Origin of the sequence: Catenulispora acidiphila DSM 44928 (assembly GCF_000024025.1) — a bacterium.
Classification (GTDB): Bacteria; Actinomycetota; Actinomycetes; order Streptomycetales; family Catenulisporaceae; genus Catenulispora; species Catenulispora acidiphila.
Genome location: NC_013131.1, coordinates 1,332,927 through 1,357,001, shown reverse-complemented (window position 1 = coordinate 1,357,001; position 24,075 = coordinate 1,332,927). Strand labels below are relative to the sequence as shown.

Below are 24,075 nucleotides of genomic sequence, written 5' to 3'. Positions count from 1 at the left end.
AACACCTCGTGGTGGTCAACGGGACGGCGAGGCTTGATGCGCCGTCCCTATGAAAACCATACGCGGGCGCTTCTCTCACCATTCACAGTCCCCCGTGGCGTGGGTTTGAATCCTTATCGGAATCCAACCCGCGCCCCGCGCCTTCGGTCGAGTTCAAGGATACCGCACCGGCGTTGTCCACTGCGAGGCCGAACGCCTGCCAGCCGGCCGGCGCGACCTTCATGCCGTCCGCGATCACGGTCTGGACCTGGTCTTCCGTCGTCAGAACCAGGACCGTCGGGCCGGCGCCGGAGACCACCGCGGCGTGTCCGGCGCCGCGCAGCTCGGCGATCAGCGCCGCGGTCCGCGGCATGGCCGGCGCCCGGTAGTCCTGGTGCAGGCGGTCCTGCGTGGCCGCCAGCAGCAGGTCGGCGCGCCCCTGCACGACCGCAGCGGACAGCAGAGCGGACCGTCCGGCGTTGCGCGCGGCCTCGGCGTGCGGCACCAGTTTGGGCAGCAGACCCCGCGCGACCTCGGTCGACAGGCCCTCGTCCGGCACGAACGCCACGGCCCGCAGGCTCGGCGCGGGCTCGATCGCCAGCACCCGCGCGGTCGCGCCGACGGCGTCGGAGATTTCACCCGCTTGGTCCAACCAGGCGATGGTGAAGCCGCCGCGCAGGCAGGCCGCCACATTGTCCGGATGCCCCTCCATCTCGGTGGCCAGCTGCAGCACGGCGTCGTCGGACAGCGTCGCCCCGACGGTCAGGGCCCGCGCCGCGACGATCCCGGCGCAGATCGCCGCCGCCGAGGAGCCCAGCCCTCGAGCGTGCGGGATCCGGTTGGCGCACACCAGCTCCAGCCCCGGCGGCCGCGCGCCGAGCCGCTCGAACGCCGCGCGCATGGCCCGCACGACCAGGTGCCGCTCGTCGCGCGCGACCGTGTCGGCGCCCTCCCCCGCGACGTCCACCCGCAGCCCGGAATCGGCTATCCGGACCATCACCTCGTCGTACAGCCCGAGCGCCAGGCCCAGGGAGTCGAAGCCGGGTCCGAGGTTCGCGCTGGTGGCCGGGACGCGGACGCGCACCGGTGCGGCTCGGAAGACAGGGCTCGGCATTGTGCTCCGTTCGTGCTGAGAGCTGGGAGATGAGAGCTGACAGTCCTCAGCTTTTATCAGAACGTTCCTTAGCTGAGGCTGAGAGCCTCGGCGACCGCGGCGACCTCCGCCGGGACGGCGTCCGGCAGCGGCGGCGCGGCCTTGACCGCCCACTCGGGGTCCTTCAGACCGTGGCCGGTGACCGTGACCACGATGCGCTTGCCGGACTCGAGGCGGCCGGCTCGGGCGAGCTTGAGGATGCCCGCGACGCCGGCGGCGGAGGCCGGCTCGACGAACACGCCCTCCTCGGCCGAGAGCACACGGTGCGCGGCGAGGATCTCCTCGTCGGTCACCGCCTCGATGACGCCGGAGGAGTCCTCGCGCGCGGCGATCGCCAGGTCCCAGGACGCGGGGTTGCCGATGCGGATGGCGGTGGCGATGGTGTCCGGGTCCGGGACCGGCGCGCCGTGCACGAGCGGGGCGGCGCCGGCGGCCTGGAAGCCGAACATGCGGGGCGTGCGCGAGGCCTGACCCTCCTTCGCGTACTCCTGATACCCGAGCCAGTACGCGGAGATGTTGCCGGCGTTGCCGACCGGCAGGGCGTGGATGTCCGGGGCGTCGCCGAGCACGTCGACGACCTCGAACGCGGCGGTCTTCTGACCGTGCAGCCGGACCGGGTTCACCGAGTTCACCAGCGCGACCGGGTACTTCGCGGCCAGCTCGCGGGCCAGCCGGAGACAGTCGTCGAAGTTGCCCTCGACCGGCAGCTGGGTCGCGCCGTGCGCCAGCGCCTGGGCCAGCTTGCCCAGCGCGATCTTGCCGGCCGGCACCAGCACCACCGGCTTGAGCCCGCCGCGCACCGCGTAGGCGGCGGCCGAGGAGCTGGTGTTGCCGGTGGAGGCGCACACCACGGCCTCGGCGCCGGCCTGCTTGGCCAGCGAGATCGCGGTGGTCATGCCGCGGTCCTTGAACGAGCCGGTCGGGTTCATGCCCTCGACCTTGACGAACACCTCGCACCCGGTGAGGGCGGACAGGCGCGGCGCGGGCAGCAGCGGCGTGCCGCCCTCGCCCAGCGTGACCACGGGCGTGCCGGCGTCGACCGGCAGCCACTGTCGGTACTCCTCGATGACGCCTCGCCAAGCCATGTCCGCTGGTCTCCCTCGGGGGTTAGCTATTCGGATTCCACACGCATGACGCTGGACACGTCACGCACGAAGTCGAGCGCCCGCAGCCGGGCCACGGTCGCGGTCAGCGCCGCGTCCGGAGCCAGGTGCGTGACGATCACCAGCGTCGCGTCCGGCCCGCGGCCGGACTGCCGCACGGTGGCGATCGATACGTCCTGTTCCGCGAAGATACCGGCCACCGCCGACAGGACGCCGGGCTTGTCGTCCACGTCCAGGCTGATGTGGTACCGGGTCCGCGCCTCGCCGACCGGGCGCACGGTGAGCCCGGCGTACGCCGACTCCCCCGGCCCGCGCCGTCCGGTCATCTTGTTCCGCGCGATCGCGACCAGGTCGCCGAGCACCGCCGAGGCGGTCGGCGAGCCGCCGGCGCCCGGGCCGTAGAACATCAGCTGACCGGCGGACTCGGACTCGATGAACACCGCGTTGTACGCCTCGCGCACCCCGGCCAGCGGGTGGCTGCGCGGGATCATCGCCGGGTGCACCCGCGCCGAGACCTTTCCGGCGACCGGGTCCACCTCGCAGATCGCCAGCAGCTTCACCACCGAGTTCATCGCCCGGGCCGAGGCGATGTCCGCCGCGGTGACCTCGGTGATGCCCTCGCGGTGCACGTCGGAGGCGGTGACCCGGGTGTGGAAGGCGAGCCCGGCCAGGATCGCGGCCTTGGCCGCGGCGTCGAAGCCCTCGACGTCGGCGGTCGGGTCGGCCTCGGCGTAGCCCAGCGAGGTCGCCTCCTCCAGCGCCTCGGTGAAGCCGGCGCCGGTGGTGTCCATCCGGTCCAGGATGAAGTTGGTGGTGCCGTTGACGATGCCCAGCACGCGGCTGACCCGGTCCCCGACCAGCGACTCGCGCAGCGGGCGGAGCAACGGGATCGCGCCGGCGACCGCGGCCTCGTAGTAGAGGTCGGCGCCGTGTTTCTCGGCGGCCTGGTACAGCGTCGCGCCGTCCTCGGCCAGCAGCGCCTTGTTCGCGGACACCACGGATTTTCCGGACTCCAGCGCGGCCAGGATCAGCGCCCGGGACGGCTCGATCCCGCCGATGACCTCGATCACCAGGTCCACGTCGTCCCGTTTGACCAGCGCCTCGGCGTCCGTGGTGAACAGCTCCGGGGCGACCCCGGGCACCTCGCGCTGCCGGTTCGGCCGGCGCACGGCGATCCCGGCCAGCTCCAGCGGCACCCCGACCCGCGCGGCCAGGTCGGCGGCGTTGGCCGTCATCAGGCGCGCGACTTCCGAGCCGACTACTCCACAGCCCAGCAGCGCCACCTTCAGCGGCTCAGTACGCATCGCAAACCCCATCGCCTCGGTCGGTGCCGCGCGCATCGGCGAGCGCGGCACAGGTGTCCTGTCAGTCTTGCCGAATCCCACTCCTCGACAACCCGTCGTCCGGGATGTGGGACCACCTGGTATCAGATCCTGCTGTCCCGCAAAGGGCTATCCCAGGTCCAGTCCCAGGAGGTCGTCCTCCGTCTCGCGCCGGACGATGGTGCGCGCCGCGCCGTCCTTGACCGCGATCACCGGCGGCTTGAGCAGGTGGTTGTAGTTGCTGGCCATGGAGCGGCAGTAGGCGCCGGTCGCGGCGATCGCCAGCAGGTCGCCGGGCGCGGTGTCGCCGGGCAGCCAGGCGTCGCGGACCACGATGTCGCCGGACTCGCAGTGCTTGCCGACCACCCGGCTGAGCACCGGCACGGCGGTGCTGGACCGGCTGACCAGCGCGGCGGTGTACTCGGCGTCGTACAGCGCGGTGCGGATGTTGTCCGACATCCCGCCGTCCACCGAGACGTAGGTGCGCAGGCCAGGCAGCGGCTTGACCGTGCCGACTTCGTAGAGCGTGATCCCGGGAGGACCGGCGATGGCGCGGCCGGGCTCGACGGACAGACGCGGACGGGTGAGCCCGGCGGCGTCGCACTCGCGCGCCACGATCTCCTTGAGCCGGCGCGCGGTCTCGGCGACCGGCGCCGGGTCGTCGCCCTCGGTGTAGGCGATGCCCAGACCGCCGCCGAGGTCCAGCTCCGGCAGCTCGATGCCGTGGTCGCGCTTGATGGCGGCCAGCGCCTCGGTGAGCCGGTGCGCGGCGACCTCGAACCCGGCGGTGTCGAAGATCTGGCTGCCGATGTGCGAGTGCAGCCCGGTCAGCTCCAGGTGGTCGGCGTGCTTCAGCAGCCGCGCGACCGCCTCGGCCGCCGCGCCGCCGGCCAGCGAGAAGCCGAACTTCTGGTCCTCGTGCGCGGTGGCGATGAACTCGTGGGTGTGCGCCTCGACGCCGGGCGTCACGCGCAGCATGACGCGCTGCCGGACGCCGCGGTCGGCGGCGATCGCGGCCAGCCGCTCTATCTCGTCGTGCGAGTCCACGATGATCCGGCCGACGCCGGCGTCCACCGCGCGCTCCAACTCGGCGACGGACTTGTTGTTGCCGTGGAAACCGAGGCGCTCGGCCGGGAATCCGGCGCGCAGGGCGACGGCGAGTTCGCCGCCGGAGCAGACGTCCAGGTGCAGTCCCTCTTCGGCGGCCCACTTGGCGATCGCCACGGACAGGAAGGACTTGCCGGCGTAGAAGACGTCGGCGTCCGCGCCGAACGCCTCGACCCATTCGCGGGCCCGGCGCCGCCAGTCGTCCTCGTCGATCAAATACGCCGGGGTGCCGAACTCGCTCGCCAGCTCGCGGACGTCGACGCCGGCGAAGGTGAGCGCGCCGGACTCCGCGTCGCGCGCCACCCCGCCGGGCCAGATTCTTTGGTCCAGCCGGTTGAGATCCGCCGGCGCGGCGCCGTGGCCGCCTTCCGGGAGCACGTCGGCGTAGCGGGGCCCGGCGGGGTGCGCGCTTCTACTCATGGACCGAGAGTGTCCCCTACTTCAGGTCCGATTTGTCACATGCGCTCAGGTGCCGAGACACCGAGGAGGTCCAGACCGTTGCGGAGGACGGTTTGGGTGGCTTCCGCGAGCCACATCCGTGCGCGGTTGAGGTCGCTCGGCTTGTCCTCGCCCAGCGGCAGGATCCGGCAGTCGGTGTAGAAGCCGTGGTACTTCTTCGCCATGTCTTCCAGGTAGTGCGCGACCTGGTGGACCTTGCGCAGTCCGGCCGCCTGCGCGATGACGCGCGGGAACTCCGCCAGCGCCGCAAGCAGTGCCTCTTCGCGGGGGTGGGACAACAGCTCGGGCTTGAAGTCCTCTGCCGTGCCCTTGTCGAAGCCGAGCTCGGCGGCGTTGCGCTTGACCGAGGCCATCCGCGAGTGCGCGTACTGGACGTAGTAGACCGGGTTCTCTGCCTTCTGCGACGTCAGCAGGTCGACGTCCAGCACCAGTTCGTTGTCCACGCTCGAGCGCGCCAGCGCGTACCGGGCGGCGTCGACGCCGATCAGGTCGATCACGTCGTCCAGCGTGACGATGTTCCCGGTCCGCTTGGAGAGCTTGACCTCCTCGCCGTCCTTCACCATCTTCACGAACTGGCCGATCAGGACCTCGATGTCCTGCTCCGGGTCGTCGCCGGAGCACGCGGCCATCGCCTTGAGGCGGCCGACGTAGCCGTGGTGGTCCGCGCCGAGCATGTAGATACACGGCGAGTAGCCGCGGTCCCGCTTGTTCAAGTAGTACGCGCAGTCCGCGGAGAAGTAGGTGCGCTCGCCGTTGGAGCGGACGATGACCCGGTCCTTGTCGTCGCCGAAGTCGGTGGTCCGCAGCCAGACCGCGCCGTCCTGCTCGAAGACGTGCCCCTGCTCGGCCAACCGGTCCGCGACGCCCTCGACGGCGCCGGACTCGTGCAGCGTCTTCTCGGAGAACCAGACGTCGAAGTGCGTGCGGAACTTCTCCAGCGATTCCTGCTGGAGCCGCAGCTGCGTCTTGTAGCCGGCGGTGCGGAACGCCTCGACCTGTGCCTCCTGCGGCAGCTGGGTCAGGACCGGGTGCTCCTCGAGGATCGCCTGAGCCAGATCCTTGATATACGCACCCTCATACAGTCCCTGCCCGGACGGCACTTCCTCGCCGTTGGCCCGCAACGCGAGCGACAGGCCGAAGTTGTTCATCTGGTTTCCGGCGTCGTTGATGTAGAACTCGCGCGTGACGTCGGCGCCGGCGGCCTCCAGCAGCCGGCCGAGCGCGTCGCCGACCGCGGCCCAGCGGGTGTGGCCCAGGTGCAGCGGCCCGGTGGGGTTGGCGGAGACGAACTCCAGGTTGACGATCTGCGCGGCGAAGGTCTCGCTCCGGCCGTACTGCGCGCCCTGCTCCACGATGCTCTTGGCGAGCTCGCCCGCGGCGCCGGCGGCCAGCTTCAGGTTGAGGAACCCGGGCCCGGCGACGTCGACGCCGGCGATCCCCTCGACCTCGCGCAGGCGCTCCGCGAGCAGCTCGGCCAGCGCGCGCGGCGGCATACCGGCGGCCTTGGTCAGCTGGAGGGCGACGTTGGTGGCGTAGTCGCCGTGGTCGCGGTTCTTCGGTCGCTCGACGGTCACGGTCGCCGGGACCGCGGTCAGGGTCAGCGCGCCGTCGGCGACGGCTTCGTTGACGGTGTCGAGGACGGCCTGGGAAAGCTGCTCGGGAGTCACCCGGCCTAGATTACGGGACGCGCCGGGCGCGTCCTGCGGGGATTTCGTCAGCGGCGGTGTTCAGAAACGGTCCGGGGATGCCAACGCCCGCACCGCGTCCACCAACTCCACCGGCTCGAAGGGCTTGGTGATGTAGGCGTCGGCGCCGGCCGACTCCCCGAGCCGCCGGTCCTCCGGCAGCGCGGCGGCCGTCACCACCACCACGCGCGGACGCCCCAGCGCCGGGTCGCGCTTGAGCCGGCGCAGGATGTCCAGCCCGTCGGGACCGGTCTCGGGCAGGAGCAGGTCGAGGGTCACGACATCGGGTCCCGGCACCAGTTCCAGGCACCGGGTTCCCGAGTCGGCCTCCTGCACCTCGAAGCCTTCCAACTCCAGGTTGATGCGGATCAGGGTCCTGACGGTGTCGCTGTCGTCGACCACGAGGACGCGCGGCGAACCTGGTTTTTTCACGCCCCAACCGTAGCGGGCGCGCCTGATGCATCAACCCTTCGTGCCGGAGGGCGCCGGAGTCGACGGGAGCGCGGATGTCGGCTGCGCTCCGGTGGCGCCACTGGTCGGCGTGGCGCTCGTCGGCGATGAAGCCTGAGGTCCGGGAGTGGAAGATGTGGTCGAGGGTGTGGTCGTGGGTGTTGTCGGCGGTGTCGTCGTGGGCGCCGTCGTGGGCGTCGCAGGACTCTGTTGTGCCCCCTGCGGCGCCGACGCCCGGTGCAGACCCTGCGGGATGTTCACCTCCGGCGGCGGCATCACGACGTAGTGCGCGCCGCCGGCGGAATCGTCCCACTGCGTCTGCAACATCTGCTGCGGGAAGATGTTCGCCACGAGCGACCCGTTGCCGTCGATCCACCCGTCGTTGTCCAGGATCGAGCCGCCCGCGTACACGTCTGCCTGGATCGGCTGACCGTCCTGGTCGTAGACGAGGACGCCGTCGAGCGGTTTGCCGGCCCGGTCGTAGACGTACAGGTTCGAGATGGGCTTGCCGTTGTCGACCAGGCCGGGCAGCGATCCGCCCTGGTCGAAGGCGACGCTCGAGGCGTTCTCGCCGTAGTTGCTCTGAGTGCTCAGCGCCGAGAGCGCCATCCCGATGGTGAACAGGACCAAGATGCCCTCTCCGGCACCCACGGCACGGCGGCGCCACCCGTCGGGCACCGTCCGCCGCGCGGCGTACACCGACGCCGGCACCGCGGCCGCCAGTGCGAGAAACCCGATCACCGTGCTGTTGCCGACCTGCGGGACAAGCGCGAAATCGTGCCAGGGATCCACATCCGTCGTCATCACCTCCAGAAGCCGCACCGCTGCCCACCCCCGCAGCACCCACCAAGCTGGACGCAGCGAGGGCAGGAAATCGAGCACCTCACGCCCCGCCCGATGACCCCGCGCCCGACGCTCCGCGTCCACCAACGCCTGCCGCACCCTCACCCGCACCGACGGCCGCGACCGAGCCCCCCGCCCAGCACTCCCCGAGCCGCTCCCCTCACCCGGCTCCGGCAACCCAGCCGCCTGCCGCAGCTCCCTGGCATAAGCCCCCGGCGCACCAAGCCGCTCCCGCAAGCTCCCAGCACCCTCCGCGGCAACCTCCCGCAGATGATCCTCCAGGTCCTCCAGCAGCTCAGCGCTCTCCGCGTCAGACAAATCAGCCAGCTGCGCCCGCACCTCCGCGGCGTACGCAGCCACCTGATCCCCCGACGTCTGACCGCTCCGCGCCCCGCTGGAGGTCTCGCTAGCCCGGCTGCCCGGACCGCCGGCTTCACCGGTCCCGTCGAGACCGCCGCCGTCCATGTCCTCGAATCCCTGGGAACTCATACCCGCTCTCCCCTCTCCGCTCCGAGCAGCCGGTCCATGGAGCTGGCGAACGCGCGCCAGGTGGCCGTGGACTCCTTCAGTTGCGCGCGCCCGCTGGCGTTCACGCCGTAGTACTTGCGGTGCGGCCCCGACTCCGAGGGCACCACGTAGCTCGTCAGATATCCGTTGGCGTACAAGCGCCGCAGCGTCCCGTAGACCGAGGCGTCGCCGATGTCCTCGAAGCCGGCGACCCGCAGCCGGCGCACGATGTCGTAGCCGTAGCCGTCCTCGTCGACCAGGACCGCGAGCACCGCCGAGTCCAGGACGCCTTTGAGCAGTTGTGTGGAATCCATCGCCCCTCCTGTGCGGAACACGGTACTACACACTGCACAGTACTGCGTGAAGAAAAAGAGCTCGGACTTCGAAAAGTCCGAGCTCTGCGACAAAATCTCAGCTCAGCGCAGCGGATACCCAGCCCGAGCCGCCGCGCCCTACAGCCGTCCGAGCGCCTCGCGCAGCGGCTTGAGCCCGATGGACCCGAGGTCCAGCGCCTGGCGGTGGAACGTCTTCAGATCGAAGTCAGCACCCTGCCGCGCCTTCGCGTCGTCGCGGGCCTGCAACCAGATCCGCTCGCCGATCTTGTAGGCCGGCGCCTGGCCCGGCCAGCCGAGGTAGCGGTCCAGCTCGAAGGCGAGCTGCGCCTCGGTGGTGTTGACGTTCGCCGTCATGAACTCCCAGCCCAGGTCCGGCGTCCAGCGCTCGCCGCCGTGGTCGGCGCCGTTGCCGAAGTCGGTCCCGGCCGGGATCTCGAACTCCAGGTGCATGCCCAGGTCCACGACCACGCGCACGGCGCGCATCATCTGGCCGTCCAGCATGCCCAGCTTGTCGGCGGGGTCCGACAGGTAGCCCAGGTCGTCCATCAGCCGCTCGGCGTACAGCGCCCAGCCCTCGCCGTGGCCGGAGACCCAGCACATCGAGCGCTGCCAGCGGTTCAGCACGTCGTTGCGGTAGATGGTCTGGGCGCACTGCAGGTGATGCCCGGGAACGCCCTCGTGGTAGACCGTCGTGGTCTCGCGCCAGGTGGAGAACTCGGTCTGGCCCTCGGGCACGGACCACCACATGCGCCCCGGACGCGTGAAGTCCTCCGACGGCGGCGAGTAGTACATGACGCCGTCGTGGGTCGGCGCGATCATGCACTCCAGGCGCCGCACCGGCTCGGGGATGTCGAAGTGGACGTCCGCCAGCTCCTCGACGGCGGCGTCGGACTTCTCCTGCATCCAGGCGCGGAAGTTGTCGGCGCCGATGATCTGCCGGGAGGCGTCGGCGTCCAGCGCGGCCAGCGCGTCCCGCAGCGAGCCGCCCGGCACGATGCGCGCCGCGGTCGCGTTCATCTCGGCGCGCAGCCGGGCGACTTCGTCCAGACCCCAGGCGTAGGTCTCCTCCAGGTCGATGGTGTCGCCGAGGAACTCGCGGGACGCGCGCTGGTACCGCTCGCGGCCGACGGCGTCCTTGGCCGGCGCCACGGGCAGCAGCTTCTCGATGAGGAAGCTGCCGAACTCGGCGGTCGCGGCGGTGGCCGCCGCCGCGCCGCGGTCCAGGTCCGCACGGACCGCGCCGGTGGCGCCGGTGCGCCCGACCAGGCCGGCCCAGAAGTTCTCGCCGCTGAACTCGCCGTTCCAGTCCTTCGCCTGCCGGGCGCACGCCAGCACCTGGCGCCGCGCGGAGACCCGGCCTGCGGCGGCGGAGTCGGCCAGCGTCGCCTTCAGCTGCTCCAGCGTCTCCGGCACGGCCGCCAGACGCCGGGCGATGTTCGCGTGGTTCTCCTCGCCGTCGGTGCTCATCTGGTCGAACACCGAGCGCACCGACTGGAAAGGGCTGGCGATCACGTTCAGCGCGGAGGTGTCGTCGCCGGCCTCGTAGGTCTCGACCGCCAGCGCCAGGCGCTCCTCCATGGCCTCCTTGGCCACGCGCTCGTTCTCATCCGCGGGCTCCAGCGCCCGGATCGCCGCGAGGGTCGAGGCCGTCAGCGTGTTGCGCTCGGCGAAGCCCTCCGTGGAGTAATCGGTCAGCTCGTGATCGTGCCCGGCGACACCGAGGTCGGTGGCGAACTGCGGGTCCAGTTCGACGTAGCGGGCGACGTAGTCTTCGGCGATCTCATTGATGGACGTCACAGGCTCGACCCTATGTCACCTCATACAGCCGCGCGCGAGCCCTTTACGCGCCCCCGCCGCGCCGCCACGGCCACCGGCGCCGCCAGCACGAGCACCGCGCCGGCGCTCACGCCGAGCGCCAGCCGCGAGGCGCCCCGGTCGTAGCCCGGCACGGCGGCGTCCGCCGGCGAGACGACGACACCGGGACCGATCGAGGGATCGGGGCGGCGCTCGTCGGGCAGGTCCTGCGAGACCGCGCGATAAGGGTCGACGACGCCGTACCCGGTCGCGGGGTCCGGCGTGCTCGGCGTACCCGGCGCGCTCGAGGGGTTCACGACCGGCGGGTCGGCGGTCGCCTCCAGCCGTTGCACCACCTGCCAGTTGTGCAGGGTCGGCCGGTCGGACAGGACGAGGGCGGCGACGCCGGAGACGTAAGGCGCGGCGAGGTCCGTGCCCTCCATGGCGGTGAGCCCGTCCGAGTAACCCGCCGCCGGGACCGCCATCCGTCCGCCCGGCGCCGACACCAGCACGCCGGTCCCCTGCCCGCGCGGCTCCACACGGCCGCGGGCGTCGATCGCCCCGACCGCCAGCACCCCGGGGATCGCCGCCGGATAGCTCTTGGGCCCGGGACCGACCGCGGCGACGATCAGCACGTCGCTGGCCAGCGCGTTCTGCACCGCCGAGCGCAGCTGCGGCGAGTCGTCCGGGACGCCGATGGAGATGTTGACGACGCGCGCGCCGGCCGCGACCGCCGTGCGGATCGCGTCGGCGAGCTTCACGGAACTGCCGGACACCGCCGGGTCGTAGGTCTGCCGGATCGGCAGGATCTGCGCCTCCGGCGCGACGCCGGTGAAGCCGAACAGGCCGCTCTGCTTGCCGGCGATGATCGCCGCGACCGCCGTCCCGTGGCCGCTGCAGTCGTAGTCGGCGGTGTCGCCGGGGTCGGCGACGCTCGGCCCGGGCAGCACCGCGTGGGTGGCGAACGCCGCGTTCGCCGGATCGACGCCGGTGTCGATCACCGCGACGGTGACGTCCTTGCCGCGGTTGAGGTACCAGACGCCGGCCTGGCTGAGCCCCAGCCGCTGCTGCGGCCAGAGCAGGTCGGGGTCGGCGCTGCCGGCGGGCAGGTTCGGGACGGGCAGGGAAGTGGTGCAGTGCGCGGTGCCCGGGGACGGCGCGCCGCCGGAGATCTGCTTGGCGGGCGGCTGGGCCGCGCGCGCCGCGGCGGTCCCGGACATCACACAGCCGGCCGCGAGGACCGCGACGGTGAGCTTTCGCAGGGTACGTCGAACCATGACCTCAGCCCTCGCCGAAGACGCCAGGAGATGCGCCGGCGACTGGGACTCAGCGCCGGCCGTGAAGTGCGCCCCGGGATCTCACGAAGGCAGCGGCAAACCGCTTCCGACGTGGCCACCAGGTCGTGATTGTTGAAAATGATATAGACCGGCGGGCTGCTCGACTAGATATGCATCGCTTGTTGTTCGAGGGGATTTCCCAAGGCCTGCCGAGGTTTCAGATCTCCAGGACGACGGTGAAAGGACCGTCGTTCACGAGCGCCACTTTCATATCCGCGCCGAATCGGCCGGTCTCCACTTTCGCGCCGAGTCCGCGCAGTTCGGCGACGACCACCTCGACCAGCGGTTCGGCGACCGGTCCGGGCGCGGCGGCGCTCCAGGTGGGGCGGCGGCCCTTGCGCGCGTCGCCATAAAGCGTGAACTGGCTGATTACAAGCAGTGGCCCACCGAAATCAGAGCATGACTGCTCGGTTCCCGGCTCGCCGACCTCGCCTTCGAAAAGCCGAAGGCTCCACAGTTTGCGAGCCAACTGCGCGGCCTTCGCCGGGGTGTCGTCATGCGTGACGCCGACCAGGACGGCCAGTCCCGGTCCCTCGATCGCCCCGACCACCTCGCCGGCCACCCGCACCGACGCCTCGCTCACCCTCTGGACCACCGCTCGCATGCGCCTATTCTCTCCCGCCGCGCCCCCGATGAGACGATGGCGCCATGGCTGAGCTGAGCACCACCCTCGTCACCTTCCCCGCCGGCGCGACGTCCGGGACCGCGACGGTCCTGGCCGTGCACGCGCTGGCGGAGGGTGCGGGCGTGATCGTCGACACCACCCCGTTCCACCCGCTGGACCACAGCTGGCCCGACCAGCCCGGCGACACCGGCGTCCTGCGCGCCGCCGGAGCGGAGCACGCGGTGGCGGACTGCGTCACCGGCGGCGTGGGCCCGGACGGGGAGTTCGCCCTCGGGACGGACATCCCGGTCCGGCGCGGAGACGAGAGCTGGCAATGGCTGGCGGTGCACATCCTGGACAAGGCCGAAGCTCCGGCACCAGGCACCGCCGTAGAACTGCGCGTCGACGAAGCCCGCCGCGCAGCCCTGTCCGCCTCCCACACCGGCTGCCACCTGATGGCCCTGGCCCTGAACGAAGCCCTCACCGACCGCTGGCGCAAAGAAGCCCGCACCGACGGCCTGAACCACCCCGACTTCGACAGCCTCGCGATGGACACCTCCCGCATCGCCCTGGACGCCAGCACCGACCGCTACCGCCTCGGCAAGTCCCTCCGCAAGAAGGGCTTCGACCCCGAAGGCCTCCGCGAGACGCTGCCCGAGCTGACCGAGAAGATCAACACCCGCCTCGCCGAATGGCTGTCCCAGGACGCCACAATCCGCATCGACACCCCCGGCCCGGAGCTCACAGCACGCCGCCAATGGGTCTGCGAACTGCCGGAGCGCACCGTCGAGATCCCCTGCGGCGGCACGCACCTGCACCGACTCGGGGAGCTGGCGTCACTGACCGCGGAGCTGACGCTGTCCGAGGACGGGAGCGAGCTGGTGGTGGTGACGACGCCGAAGCGGGTGTGAGGCCTCGGAAAACCAGGTGCCCCCTCCCCCGCACGCAGACTTAGCAGGCTGACACAGTGATCTCCGATCTGCATCCCGGCTCTCTGAGCTGGGACGAGGTAGACCCGTCCCGCCACCCCTTCGACAGTGCGGCGGCAGACCGCGTAGTACGGTCCCTCGGCCCGGCACGCCGGGTGCCACACCGCCCCGACGCGCCCATTGGCAGCCCGGAGATGAGCGCATGGGGTTCTGGTGAAGCGGAGCTGTGGGCCAAGGCCATGTCGCACGCCCTCGCGCAGCATTACGGCCTGTGGGCCCTGGGCTGGCGCTGGGCGACTGGCGAAGGCGACCACGACGGCGGGCCGGTACGGAACTGGTGCTGTACGCAGCATTCGATCAAGACCCCTGAGGAAACGATCACCCGGGTCGTCGCGGCGCTGATCGAGTGGCGCGAATGGCTGGAGAGTCTCGCCGGGTGGTTCGAGGCGTACCCGCTCGACCGGGCCGCTGTCGAGGATGGACGCATCGTGGGGAGTCGCGCTGTCCACGCCGTGATCGTGCAGGTCATCGAGCGCACCGGCTGCGCAAGCGGCTGGTACGGGCACTGCGTTCAAGTGCTCACCTGGTTCCTGAACCGGTGGGGCGTCGCGCCCCGCACCGCGCAGGACTTGGTCGAGCAGGCGATCGGCGGGCGGTTCGAGAGCTGGACCAGTCCGGACACGGTCCTGCTCGACGAGGTGGCAAGCAAGCTCGCGTCGTCCCGACAGCCTGATGGCGGCGCGGAGGCATCCGGTCCCGTGCCAGACCACCTTGAACGCTGGCTGGCGATACGCAGGAGCGCACAGCCGCGAGACGTCGGGACCGGTACCGATGCCCACGGCTACCGCAAGACCGGCACGGCTACCGGGAGCAAGCCGCTCGCCTTATTGCGCGACGGTGCCGCCGAAGACATCCGTGCCTTCGACGGCTCGCTGGATCCCGCCCGCGCGCAAGGCCTCCTCGCCGCGTTGGACATGGCGCGGGCCGACGCCGCTCGCGGTTCGGTGCTCGATTTCGAGCTGCTGCGCCGCTGGCAGCAGCACGTCCTGAACACTCCGCAGCCGCCGTCGTTCCGCGACTTGCCGGCCTTCGCCAAGGGCGGTAGGGAGCGCTACGGGATCGGCACGGACACCCGCGCCCGCTTTGACGGCTGTCTGGCCGAGAGCGCCGACGGCGAGGGCGACGGCGCCGCGCCTCTGAGTCTGCGTGCTGCCCGCGCGTACCTGGACGTCTGCTTCTTTCACCCCTTCGACGACGGCAACGCCCGGGCCGCGTTCCTCACCGCCGTCTTCGTCCTCGCGCGCGAGGACGTCCAGCTTGGGTCCGTCGCCCTGCTACGGCGCGTCTCGTATCAAGCCGACGACCCGCAGGCACCGCTGACACTCGCCCGACACATCGAGCTCGCCTGGCGCTAGCAGGCCGCCGTCGCCAGAGCGGCGGCCTCGGCGTCGATCGCGACGCCTGCGGCGACCGGTACCGGCTGTGTTGGTGTCGGTGCCGCCAGCGATGCCTGCGCCGGTACCAGAGCCGATGCCGGCACTGCTGCCGGCGTCGGCATAGGCGCCGCCACCGCAGCCGGTCCCGCGAACCGCTGGTACGCCAGCATCGCGGCGGCCAGCGCGACGCCGATCGCGCCGGTCGTGGCGAACGCCCAGGGCGGCGACGAGGCGTCCACCACCGTGCCGGCCAGGGGTGCGCCTATGGCGCCGCCGAGGGTCATCGCAGAGCCCTGCAATCCCATCGCCTGGCCGCGTGCGGAGGCCGGGACCGAAGCCGCGACCGCCTCGGCGGTGGAGGACAGCGTCGGGGCGCACATGAAGCCGGCGGGGAGCAGGATCAGTGCCAGCCACCACCAGCCGAATTGGCCGATGAAGCCGACCGGGATCGTGCCCGCGCCCAGCAGCAGCATCAGGACCGGCAGGCGCCACGGCCGCTGGGTCGAGCCGTGCCAGAAGCCGCCGATCAGCGACAGGAGGCACCAGGCGAAGATGCAGACGCCCGCCATGCTCACCGCGTTCTGCTGGCGCAGGAGGGCGGTGATGGAGATGTCGGTTCCGGCGAGTACCAGGTTCGCCGCGGTGCCGGTGGCGAGTACCAGCACGAACGCGGGCCGGACCCATGTGCTCAGTGCGACCTTCTCGGGCCGCGTGCCGTCCCCGCCTGCGGCGTGGTGGCCGATCGGCGGGTTCAGGAGCCACATCGTCACCACCGAGCCGATGGTCAGGATGCCGATCGCGGCCATCGTCGCCGTCGCGGTGTGCATCGAGGTGATCGTCGCGATCGCCAGTGCCGGGCCGACCATGAAGACCAGTTCCACGATCATCGAGTCCAGGGCGAAGGCCTGGCGCCGGAGGCTGTCGGGCACGCGTGCGGCGACCGCCTGCCGGATGATCGAGAACACCGGTACGCCGAGGACGCCGCCGAGCAGGAAGGTGGTCCCCAGCAGCACCGGATACGGCAGGAACGGCGCCGTCACCCAGTACACCGCCTCCGACGCGCCGGTCAGCAGCAGCACCGGCTTGAGCCCGCGGTGGTCCACCATCCGCCCCAGCATCGGCGAGCCGACGCCCATGCCGATGGTCATCACCATGCTCGCCAGACCGGCCGCGGCGTAGCTGCCGCCCTGGTCGAGCACGACATGCAGCGTCAGCGCCATGGACTTGGCGGTCAGCGGCAGCCGCGCCACGAAGGCGACGACGAACAGAGCCCGGGTCCCGGGGATGGCCAGGATCGGCTTGTAAGGGGTGATGAGCTTGAGCACTTGTTTCCTTCCCACGCAGATCATCGCAGACGCCGCCGACAAAGACGAGTGGGAATCCGGGCGGCGGCACCGCGCGCGCGGGCGCGCCCGAGGCGCCCCGATCGAAGCGAAGTGAGTTAGTGGTATGTCATGCGGTAAGAAGTGAGACATGACCGACGACCGCTCCCTTGCCCGCGCCGTCGCGTCGCTCCGCGGCCTGGCCGTGGGCGACGCGGTGGGCGCCTGCTACTTCATCCCGCTGAACCAGCCGCTCCTCACCGACCGCCGCCTTCCCCCGGACCCCTGGTTCTGGACCGACGACACCGAGATGGCGTGCTCGGTCCTGGCCGTCCTGCGCGACCACGGCCGCGCCGACCAGAACGCCCTGGCGCGGTCCTTCGCCGCGCACCACGACTTCGACCGCGGCTACGGCGCCGGCGTGAACCGCATGCTCCGCCTCATCCGCCAGGAAGGCGCCGACTGGCGCGAACAGGCCGAGGGCATGTTCGACGGCAAGGGCTCCTGGGGCAACGGCGCCGCGATGCGCGTGGCACCCCTCGGCGCCTGGTACGGCTCAGCAGACCTGGACCGCGTGGTCGCCGAGGCGACAGCGTCGGCGGAGGTGACGCACACGCACCCCGAAGGCGTCGCGGGCGCCGTGGCGGTCGCCGTCGCCGCCGCCCTGGCCACCGACACCTCCTCCTCCGGCCTGTCCGGCCACGACTTCCTCGACGAGATCGCCGAACGCACCCCGCCGGGAATGGTCCGCGACGGCATCGGCAACGCGATGACCCTGCTCCCCCTGACCGACCCCCGCAGCGCCGCCGCCTCACTCGGCAACGGCCGCTACATCTCGGCGCCGGACACCGTCCCCTTCTGCCTGTGGATCGCCGCCAAGCACCTCGACGACTTCGAAACCGCCTTCTGGGACACCGCCTGCGTCGGCGGCGACATCGACACCACGTGCGCCATCGTCGGCGGCATCGTGGCATCCCGCGTCGGCGTGGCCGGCATCCCGGCGGTGTGGCTGAAGCGCTGCGAGGCGCTGCCGGAGTGGGTCGGAGTCGAGTGAGCGCCGAAGGCGCGCCGCCGAGGGCTCAGGACGTCTCGTCGGGGAGCGCGTAGCGCCAGCGGCAGATGCGCGCGCCACTGGCCGAGCCGTAGACGGTCACCGCGGGTTGCGGCTGCCGGGTGTTGGTGTCGGTGCACGCGGCCCGTACGGCGGCGGCGACGGCGCCGTCGGCGTTGTGCGCTTCCGAGCAGTTGACCGGTTGGCTCCGCGCCGGTTGCGGAAGCCCTGTGGGCCACGGCTTCTGGGGACTGTTCTCCTGCGGAGAGCACTGCAGGACGTAGCGGACCTTGGTGGTGGTGTACGGCGTGGCGGCGTCGGTGGTGAGCGCCTGCACCTTCGCGAAGGCGTCGGCCACCGGCGCAGGGTACTGCGACGCTGTGCCGGTGTTTAGGCCGAGGGCGGAGACGGTCTGATACTTGCCGCCGGGCTGGTACACGCCGACGACCGTGGCGGACTCGTCCGGATTCGCGTGGCCGCCCTTGGGCAGCAGGACGGTGGTGGCCGGTTGGCTCTTCAGGTCGTCTTGCAGGGTACTGACGAGCATGTCCAGGGCGCCGGGGGTGAGGGTCAGGCGCTTCTGGCCGGCCAGGACGACGGTCCCGTCGGAGTAGACGGCGACCGTCGGGACTGCCAGCGCGTTCGTGCCGACGAATCCGCCGGAGGTGCTCAGTTCGGCGACCCGGGTCAGGACGCCGGTCGGAGGGAGGAGCGGAACCGTGGGCGAGACCGACGCCGACCCTGACGGGCTCGACGGGCTTGATGCACTCGATGAGCTCGACGTGCCCGACGTGCTCGGCGTGGTCGCCCCGGCCGACGACGACGAACCGGCGCCGCCACCGGCCTTCGCGGAACTCTGGCAGCCTGTCACGCTGATGATGAGCGCGACAGCGTACAAGTACTTGCTCATCTTCATGAGCCTTGGACGCGGGCGGCGACCAACCGGTTCCCCTCAGTTCTCGTCAGTCTTCAACCGGCTCGCAGCACCGCCTCCAACCGCCGCGCCGCGTTCGTCACCGCGCTCCCGCCCTTCTTCTCCGCGAGCGCCCCGACCGTGGCGATCGGCGTGCGGACCCCCAACGTCCCGGCCAGTTCCGTCGCCAGCACCAGCAGTTCCGTCGTACCCGACAGCGTCTTCGGCACCGCCGGCGGCACCACGCGCGGCAGCATCAGCGCGACCGTCTCCCACACCGCCCGCGCCGCGCCGCCGTTGGCCACGTCCCGCAGTGCCGGGACCAACCGCCGCAGCCCCGACGCCGAGGCTCTCAGCTCGCTCGTCAGCGCGGCGCTCAGCATCGCCGGCTCCAGCAGCCCGCGCGCGGCGAGCACCAGCGCCGCGTCGACGCCTGACGCGCGCAGCTGCACGTCGTCGCTGGCGAGCCGGGCGGCGATCACCTGATGCGTACCGCCCTGCGGACCGTCCTGCTCCGCGAGCACGACCGCGGACTCCGGCGAGGGCGGCGCCGTGCTCCAGCCCACGCCGCCGATCATCGCCAGCGCCGCCAGATCCGGGCGCGAGGGCACGATCGCGGGCCAGCAGGCCATCCAGTCCGACTGGTCCCGGCAATGGTCCGGCTCGCGCCAGACACCCGGCGCGAGATCCAGCAGCGTCTCCGGCACCACGTCCTCGCCCCGCATCGCCCGACGCCGGCTGTCGGCGTGACCGCGGCTGCGCTCCTCCTCGCGCTCCTCCGCGTCCGGTATCCGCGGCTGCGGCAACACGATCCGCTCGCCGGCCACCCACGCCGCGAACCGCACCCCCGCCTTCGATGTCAGGCCGCTGACATCCACGTCCCCGCAGTCCTCCGGCAGCCGCAGCAGCGCCTGATGGAAGTCCGCCTCCAACGGCTCGCAGCCCTGCGCCTGGCACTGACGCAGGCGCGCCGCCAGCACCGCCGGCTCGATCGCGCCGGTCGGCGACGTCGGCACCGACACCAGCGGCGGCAGGTCCGGCATCCCCAGCGCCGCGTGCACTTCGGCGGCCCGCATGATCAGGAAGTCGGCAGGCGTCGTCCGCGTCCGGCGCCACCAGCCGATGCCCCACCCCCGCGCCCGCGCCCGCGACCACAGCTGCTTCACCCCGGCCCGGTGCGGATGCCGCCGCGCGTCGCCGCCCATTCCGGCAGCCGCGGCGACGAGGACGCACATGGCTGTCCGCGGCGTCACCGCCGACTGGTCCTTGGTCCAGTCCCACCCCGGCCACCAGCGCTCGACGACCGGCGCCAGCGCCTCCCGCAGCGCCGCCGGGTCCGTCCGCTCGAACACCACGACCGCCTCGAGCATCCGCTCGAAGACCATCGCCTCGACCGGATCGGCGTGCATCAACGCGCCGAACACCTCGGCCAGCTCCGCGGGCGACCCGATCGGCGGCAGCAGCGGACGCGGCACATACGGTGCCACGTCGGGATAGCCGAGGCCGGCATCGTCGATCGGAGAGTCCTGCGAAACCTTGAGCAGCCCGGCGAGCCTCGCGGCGAGGTCCGGAGCGAGGTGGATCCGTGCCTCGGCGGCCAGCCGCTCGCGCTCGTCCTCCCCCAGCGCCTTCGCGTGCTTGCCGACCAGCTTCACCGCGCGCTCCTGCAGATCCGCCGCCTGCCCGCTGAACGCCGTCGCGATCGCTCCAACCATCTGCCCGGCGCGGGCCGGATTCCCGGCGGCGAGCGAGTCCAGCCAGCCCAAGGTGGTCTTGACCACGTTCTTCTCCGGGCGCGTCACCGCGATCGACGCCGCCTCGAGCGCCGGCTCGAGGTCGAGCAGGCCGGCGTCGGAGGCCTTCTTCAGCGCCGCCAGGAAGGTCCGCGCGACCGTCCCGCTCTGCGACGACAGCAGGCTGATACAGCTGGAGACGCGCTCGACGATCTCGCCGTCGACCGGCTCCAGCGCGGTCCAGAACGCCAGGTGGTCCTGCAGCGCGCCGGGGCGGCCGCCGCGCAGCAGCCGGCGCAGGCTGGCGTCCAGCACCTCGGCGCGGGGGACCTTGCCCTCCTTCACCGCCGAGAGCACCGTGCGGCGGAAGACAGACCAGGCGGGGAACAGATCGTCGTTCTCGTCGTCGTCGAAGACCAGCGGCGCCAGTTCGGCGAGCCGCGGATCGGCCAGGATCTGGTCCCGCGTCCGGTCCTCGTCGGTGGTCCAGCGGTACTTCACGCCCCAGACGCGCACGAACTCGCGCGTCGCGGGCAAGGGGATCTGCGCCACGTCGCCGACCACTTCCACCAGCCGGTAGAGGTCTTCCGGCTCGAGCGTCTCCAGCAGGGCGGCGGGCAGATCGGGCAGCCAGGCCGGAGCCCGATCGGCCAGGATCTGCCGGATCGCAGCGGTCTGGGAAGGGTCGAAGGAGTCCGAACGCTGCGCGCTCCGCAGGAACTTCGCGGTCGCGGAAGCCGTGGAGAACACCGCCAGCGCCGTCGGGGTCAGGGTCCGCATCGCGAGGCTGCGGCGCTGGTGGAAGTCGCGCCAGTTCTCGTCCTGGTTCATCGTGCGCCAGCCGATCGAGCGCAGGAACTCTCTCAGGGGTTTGATGTAGGTGCGGCGCTCCTTCTCGGCCATGCCCTGGAAGAAGTCCGCGACGGACTTCGCGTCGCCGCCGGTCAGCCGGAGGGTGAAGGTGAAGTCTTCCGGCGAGCTCTGCGGCGTCAGACCGGCTGCGGTCGCCGCGCCTATGGTGACGGCTCCTTGGGTGTTCATCGCGCCGTCACCGCCGTCTCCTCGATCGCGGAGGTGCTGCTGTCGGTCTCACGGCCGGTCTCACTGTCGGCGTCCGTCACGCCGCGCTCGCCGCGCCGGTGCGCGTCCGCGGCGAGGATGTGTTTGCACGGCCCGCGGCTGCCTTGGTACTTCGCGTACCACAGGCACGTGCACGACAGCGCGCCGTCGGCCGCCGACCGCACGCGCTGTACGTGGTCCTCGACCGTCACCGTCGCGATGTCGCCGTCCCAGCGCACCGCGTCGGCGTCGAGCAGGTCCCGGGCGGCGCGCAGCCGCGGGTTCTGCTTCGCCGCGCGTTCGGCGTCGTAGGGCAGTTCGCGGTGGAAGTACGCCGCGTCCGCGTGGTCGTAGCCGACGCGGCCCGCCGTGCCGAGCTGCGTCAGGGCGGCGCGGACGCGGTCCACCGGGAGCGCGGCCTGCTCGGCGAGCACGTCCGGTTCGATCCGCGCGTCGAAGGCCAGCAGGGCGGAGACGGTCTCGGCGTCGTCGATCACGTCGTCGCCGGCCAGGGCGGAGAGCACCGCGCCCTCGCCGGAGAAGCCGCGGGTGATCTCCGGGGACAGCGTGAGCACCAGGCGCATGCCGGGGAGGTCGAGCTGCCAGACCGAGGCCACCGGGTTCGCGCCGCGCGCCAGGTTCGGGCCGTAGACGCGGAGCTTGCCGCCGAAGCGCAGGAGGGGAAGCAGTTCCTTGAGACGCTGCGGGCCGGCGATGCAGATCGCGCCGGGACTGGGGGAAGCCGCCAGGCGGAGCGTGCGGCCGGCCGGGACCAGCCACTGCACGCCGCGCTGGGCGTTCGGCAGGCCGCGCAGGAAGCGGGCGGCGTCGGCCGCGCCGAGTTCGGCGCGCAGGTCGTAGCCGGAGGTGACCGCCTGTACCTCGGCGAAGCCGCGGAGCCAGCGTGCCGGGAGCGGGACCTTGCGCTCCACGACCGTGCCGTCGAAGGTGGTGGCTTCCAGACCCTCGGGCCCGACCTCGAGCTTCAGCGGGTCGCCGCCGCGGACCCTGGCCAGCGCCAGGCGCAGGTCGTTGTTGACGTCGACGTTGGTGGTGCCGCGGTCCAGCGCCGTGCCGTCCATGCCGTCGTCGAGGACGTCGAGCCGGGCGTAGACGCCGCAGCAGCCGGAGAAGGACTCGAAGCGGAGGCGGTCGCCGTTGCACGTGACGACCGGGTCGCGCAGCGCCGCCAGATTCGGGCGCCAGTAGCGGGCCTGCGCGATGTTGGCGACGCCGAGCAGCGCGGCCGCCGCCGGTTCGGCTTCGCCCAGGAAGCCGGAGAAGAAGCGCGGGTGCGCCGTGGGACCCGCGGTGGTGGTACCGCCGGACGTCTGCAGGTCCAGCAGACCGCTCGGGGTCAGGCTGGACGCGCGGACATATCCGTATATTTGGGCGGTGGAGGTCATGTTCCGAAGGTAGCGTCGGACACTGACAGGCGGTGAGAGGACTAATGTCGACTCGGGTTCGCTCAGGTGGGCCCGGTTCCGCACAGGAGCGCACACTGGGAGCACAGCGGGCGCACACTGGGCGCGGGAGTCGGGCGACTGGCCGGCCACCCACCGGCCTTCCACCGATCCACCCGCCGATCCGCTGTTGCCCGATCGCGCCCCACCCGGGCGCGACGACCGAAGAAGGAGCCCGCGAGACGTGGAGTCCGCCTGGAACCGGAGCGTTCTGCGCACCAACAACGAGCGGCTCCTGCTGGACCGGCTGCGCGCCGACGGCGCCACCTCCCGCGCGGAGCTGGCCCGCCTGACCGGCCTGTCCAAGCCGACGGTGTCCACGGCCCTGGGCCGGCTGGAGCACGGCGGCCTGGTGCGCGAGATCGGCAAGCAGGCGGTGGCCGGCCGCGGCCGCTCGCCGGTGCTCTACGAGGCCGACCCGACCGCCGGCTACGCCATCGGCGTGGACGTCGGCCGCAGCTGGATCCGCGTCGGCCTGGCCGACCTGGACGGCACCGTCGTCGGCCGCAGCGACCACCCCAATACCGCCGCCGACGCCGACGGCATCGTCGACGCGATCGGGGAGCAGGCCCGCCACGCCGCCCGCGAGGCCGGCGTGGCCTGGGAGCGCGTCCTGCACGCCGTGGTCGGCAGCCCCGGCGTCATCGACACCACGACCAACGAACTGCGCTACGCCGCGAACCTGCCCGGCTGGGGACGCCGCGACGTGACCGACCGGCTGGCGGCGTCCCTCGGGACAGGTCTGGAGGTCTTGAACGACGCCAACCTCGCCGCCCTCGGCGAGCACGCGGCAGGAGCGGGACGCGACCGGCGGCTGTTCGTCTACCTGCTCATCGGGACAGGACTCGGCTCCGGCATCGTGGCCGACGGGAAGCTGTTCCCCGGCGCGCACGGCGCGGCGGGCGAGATCGGATACCTGCCGTACGGGTCGTACACCGAGGACCGGGCCCGCACCCGCGGACCGCTGGAAGACGCCGCGGCGGCGGACTCGGTGGTGGCGACCGCACGCGAGCTGGGCATGGCCGACGTGGGCTCGGCGAAGGACGTCTTCCTCGCCGCGCGCGCGGGCAGCGCGACCGCCCTCGAGGTGGTCAAGCGCGAAGCCGAACGCCTCGCGCACGCGGTCGCCTCGATCGCCGCGGTGATCGACCCGGAACTCGTCGTCCTCGGCGGCGGCATCGGCGACAGCGCGGACCTCCTCCTGGAGCCACTACGCGAGACCCTCCACAAAATGACGCCGCTCGTGCCGGAGCTGGCCGCATCACTCCTGGGCGCGAACGCGGTGCTCGAGGGCGCCCTGGCTTCCGGCGTGCGGACGGTGCGAGGGCTGGTTTTCGAGGCCTGGCAGGGGGTTCAGGAGACGGTGCCGGCCAGCACTGCGTAGTGCGGTCGGGTTGTGGGCTTCAAAGGCATTTTCTTACGGCTTCGCGCGGGTGTTGATGGCCTCGCAGGGGACGCAGTTCGGTGGCGCGTGTCCGGGTTGCACTGGCG

General features: G+C 71.8%; 19 protein-coding genes. 4 read left to right on the top strand and 15 right to left on the bottom strand.

The genetic code is table 11. The features are described from left to right. Window positions 1–82: 82 nt before the first annotated feature. The 11 genes from thrB to dtd form a co-directional block, all read right to left on the bottom strand. On the bottom strand, window positions 83–1,093 hold the full coding sequence (gene thrB / locus CACI_RS05955; protein WP_012785420.1) for a homoserine kinase: 1,011 nt from the start codon (window positions 1,091–1,093) through the stop codon (window positions 83–85). 68 nt (window positions 1,094–1,161) lie between these two features. Beyond that, window positions 1,162–2,217: a threonine synthase gene (gene thrC / locus CACI_RS05950; protein ID WP_012785419.1), complete on the bottom strand. Its 1,056-nt coding sequence runs from the start codon at window positions 2,215–2,217 to the stop codon at window positions 1,162–1,164. 26 nt (window positions 2,218–2,243) lie between these two features. Next, window positions 2,244–3,539, bottom strand: coding sequence for a homoserine dehydrogenase (locus CACI_RS05945; protein ID WP_041541208.1), 1,296 nt, complete (start codon window positions 3,537–3,539; stop codon window positions 2,244–2,246). Between the two features lie 147 nt (window positions 3,540–3,686). Continuing rightward, complete coding sequence (gene lysA, locus CACI_RS05940; protein WP_012785417.1) at window positions 3,687–5,084, bottom strand: diaminopimelate decarboxylase; 1,398 nt, start codon at window positions 5,082–5,084, stop codon at window positions 3,687–3,689. A 35-nt stretch (window positions 5,085–5,119) separates the two neighbouring features. Beyond that, on the bottom strand, window positions 5,120–6,790 hold the full coding sequence (argS, locus tag CACI_RS05935; protein WP_012785416.1) for an arginine--tRNA ligase: 1,671 nt from the start codon (window positions 6,788–6,790) through the stop codon (window positions 5,120–5,122). A 60-nt stretch (window positions 6,791–6,850) separates the two neighbouring features. Continuing rightward, window positions 6,851–7,240 carry a response regulator transcription factor gene (locus CACI_RS05930; protein WP_041540085.1) on the bottom strand — a complete coding sequence of 130 codons (390 nt, stop codon included), beginning with the start codon at window positions 7,238–7,240 and terminating at the stop codon, window positions 6,851–6,853. A gap of 30 nt (window positions 7,241–7,270) precedes the next feature. Continuing rightward, window positions 7,271–8,590 (bottom strand): HAAS signaling domain-containing protein, encoded by a 1,320-nt coding sequence (locus CACI_RS05925; protein ID WP_012785414.1) that lies wholly within the window; start codon window positions 8,588–8,590, stop codon window positions 7,271–7,273. After that, window positions 8,587–8,922: a PadR family transcriptional regulator gene (locus CACI_RS05920; protein ID WP_012785413.1), complete on the bottom strand. Its 336-nt coding sequence runs from the start codon at window positions 8,920–8,922 to the stop codon at window positions 8,587–8,589. The genes CACI_RS05925 and CACI_RS05920 overlap by 4 nt, the downstream gene beginning before the upstream one ends. A gap of 138 nt (window positions 8,923–9,060) precedes the next feature. Next, window positions 9,061–10,740, bottom strand: a complete 1,680-nt coding sequence (locus CACI_RS05915; RefSeq protein ID WP_012785412.1) for a DUF885 domain-containing protein — start codon at window positions 10,738–10,740, stop codon at window positions 9,061–9,063. Window positions 10,741–10,760: 20 nt separating this feature from the next. Then, window positions 10,761–12,014, bottom strand: a complete 1,254-nt coding sequence (locus CACI_RS05910; RefSeq protein ID WP_012785411.1) for a S8 family serine peptidase — start codon at window positions 12,012–12,014, stop codon at window positions 10,761–10,763. A 217-nt stretch (window positions 12,015–12,231) separates the two neighbouring features. Beyond that, a complete protein-coding gene (gene dtd, locus CACI_RS05905; protein ID WP_012785410.1) occupies window positions 12,232–12,678 on the bottom strand; it encodes a D-aminoacyl-tRNA deacylase in 447 nt (148 codons plus the stop codon). Between the two features lie 44 nt (window positions 12,679–12,722). Here dtd and CACI_RS05900 point away from each other — a divergent pair, with 44 nt between their 5' ends. Together CACI_RS05900 and CACI_RS05895 are read left to right on the top strand one after the other, a co-directional pair. Beyond that, window positions 12,723–13,589 carry an alanyl-tRNA editing protein gene (locus tag CACI_RS05900; protein ID WP_012785409.1) on the top strand — a complete coding sequence of 289 codons (867 nt, stop codon included), beginning with the start codon at window positions 12,723–12,725 and terminating at the stop codon, window positions 13,587–13,589. A 56-nt stretch (window positions 13,590–13,645) separates the two neighbouring features. After that, window positions 13,646–15,022, top strand: a complete 1,377-nt coding sequence (locus tag CACI_RS05895) for a Fic family protein (protein ID WP_012785408.1) — start codon at window positions 13,646–13,648, stop codon at window positions 15,020–15,022. Here the strand turns inward: CACI_RS05895 and CACI_RS05890 are convergent. After that, on the bottom strand, window positions 15,019–16,368 hold the full coding sequence (locus CACI_RS05890; protein WP_012785407.1) for an MFS transporter: 1,350 nt from the start codon (window positions 16,366–16,368) through the stop codon (window positions 15,019–15,021). The genes CACI_RS05895 and CACI_RS05890 overlap by 4 nt on opposite strands. A 148-nt stretch (window positions 16,369–16,516) precedes the next feature. On the opposite strand from CACI_RS05890, the gene CACI_RS05885 reads away from it, so the two are divergent. Next, complete coding sequence (locus CACI_RS05885) at window positions 16,517–17,419, top strand: ADP-ribosylglycohydrolase family protein (protein WP_012785406.1); 903 nt, start codon at window positions 16,517–16,519, stop codon at window positions 17,417–17,419. A 25-nt stretch (window positions 17,420–17,444) separates the two neighbouring features. Here the strand turns inward: CACI_RS05885 and CACI_RS05880 are convergent, their stop codons facing one another. The 3 genes from CACI_RS05880 to CACI_RS05870 are packed head-to-tail and all read right to left on the bottom strand — an operon-like array spanning window position 17,445 to window position 22,527. After that, complete coding sequence (locus tag CACI_RS05880) at window positions 17,445–18,326, bottom strand: hypothetical protein (protein WP_012785405.1); 882 nt, start codon at window positions 18,324–18,326, stop codon at window positions 17,445–17,447. A 59-nt stretch (window positions 18,327–18,385) separates the two neighbouring features. Beyond that, entirely contained in the window at window positions 18,386–21,103 is a 2,718-nt protein-coding gene (locus CACI_RS05875) for a DUF6493 family protein (protein WP_012785404.1), read from the bottom strand. Next, on the bottom strand, window positions 21,100–22,527 hold the full coding sequence (locus CACI_RS05870) for an SWIM zinc finger family protein (protein WP_012785403.1): 1,428 nt from the start codon (window positions 22,525–22,527) through the stop codon (window positions 21,100–21,102). The genes CACI_RS05875 and CACI_RS05870 overlap by 4 nt, the downstream gene beginning before the upstream one ends. A gap of 241 nt (window positions 22,528–22,768) precedes the next feature. Here CACI_RS05870 and CACI_RS05865 point away from each other — a divergent pair, with 241 nt between their 5' ends. After that, window positions 22,769–23,968 carry an ROK family transcriptional regulator gene (locus CACI_RS05865; RefSeq protein ID WP_012785402.1) on the top strand — a complete coding sequence of 400 codons (1,200 nt, stop codon included), beginning with the start codon at window positions 22,769–22,771 and terminating at the stop codon, window positions 23,966–23,968. Window positions 23,969–24,075: the final 107 nt, after the last annotated feature.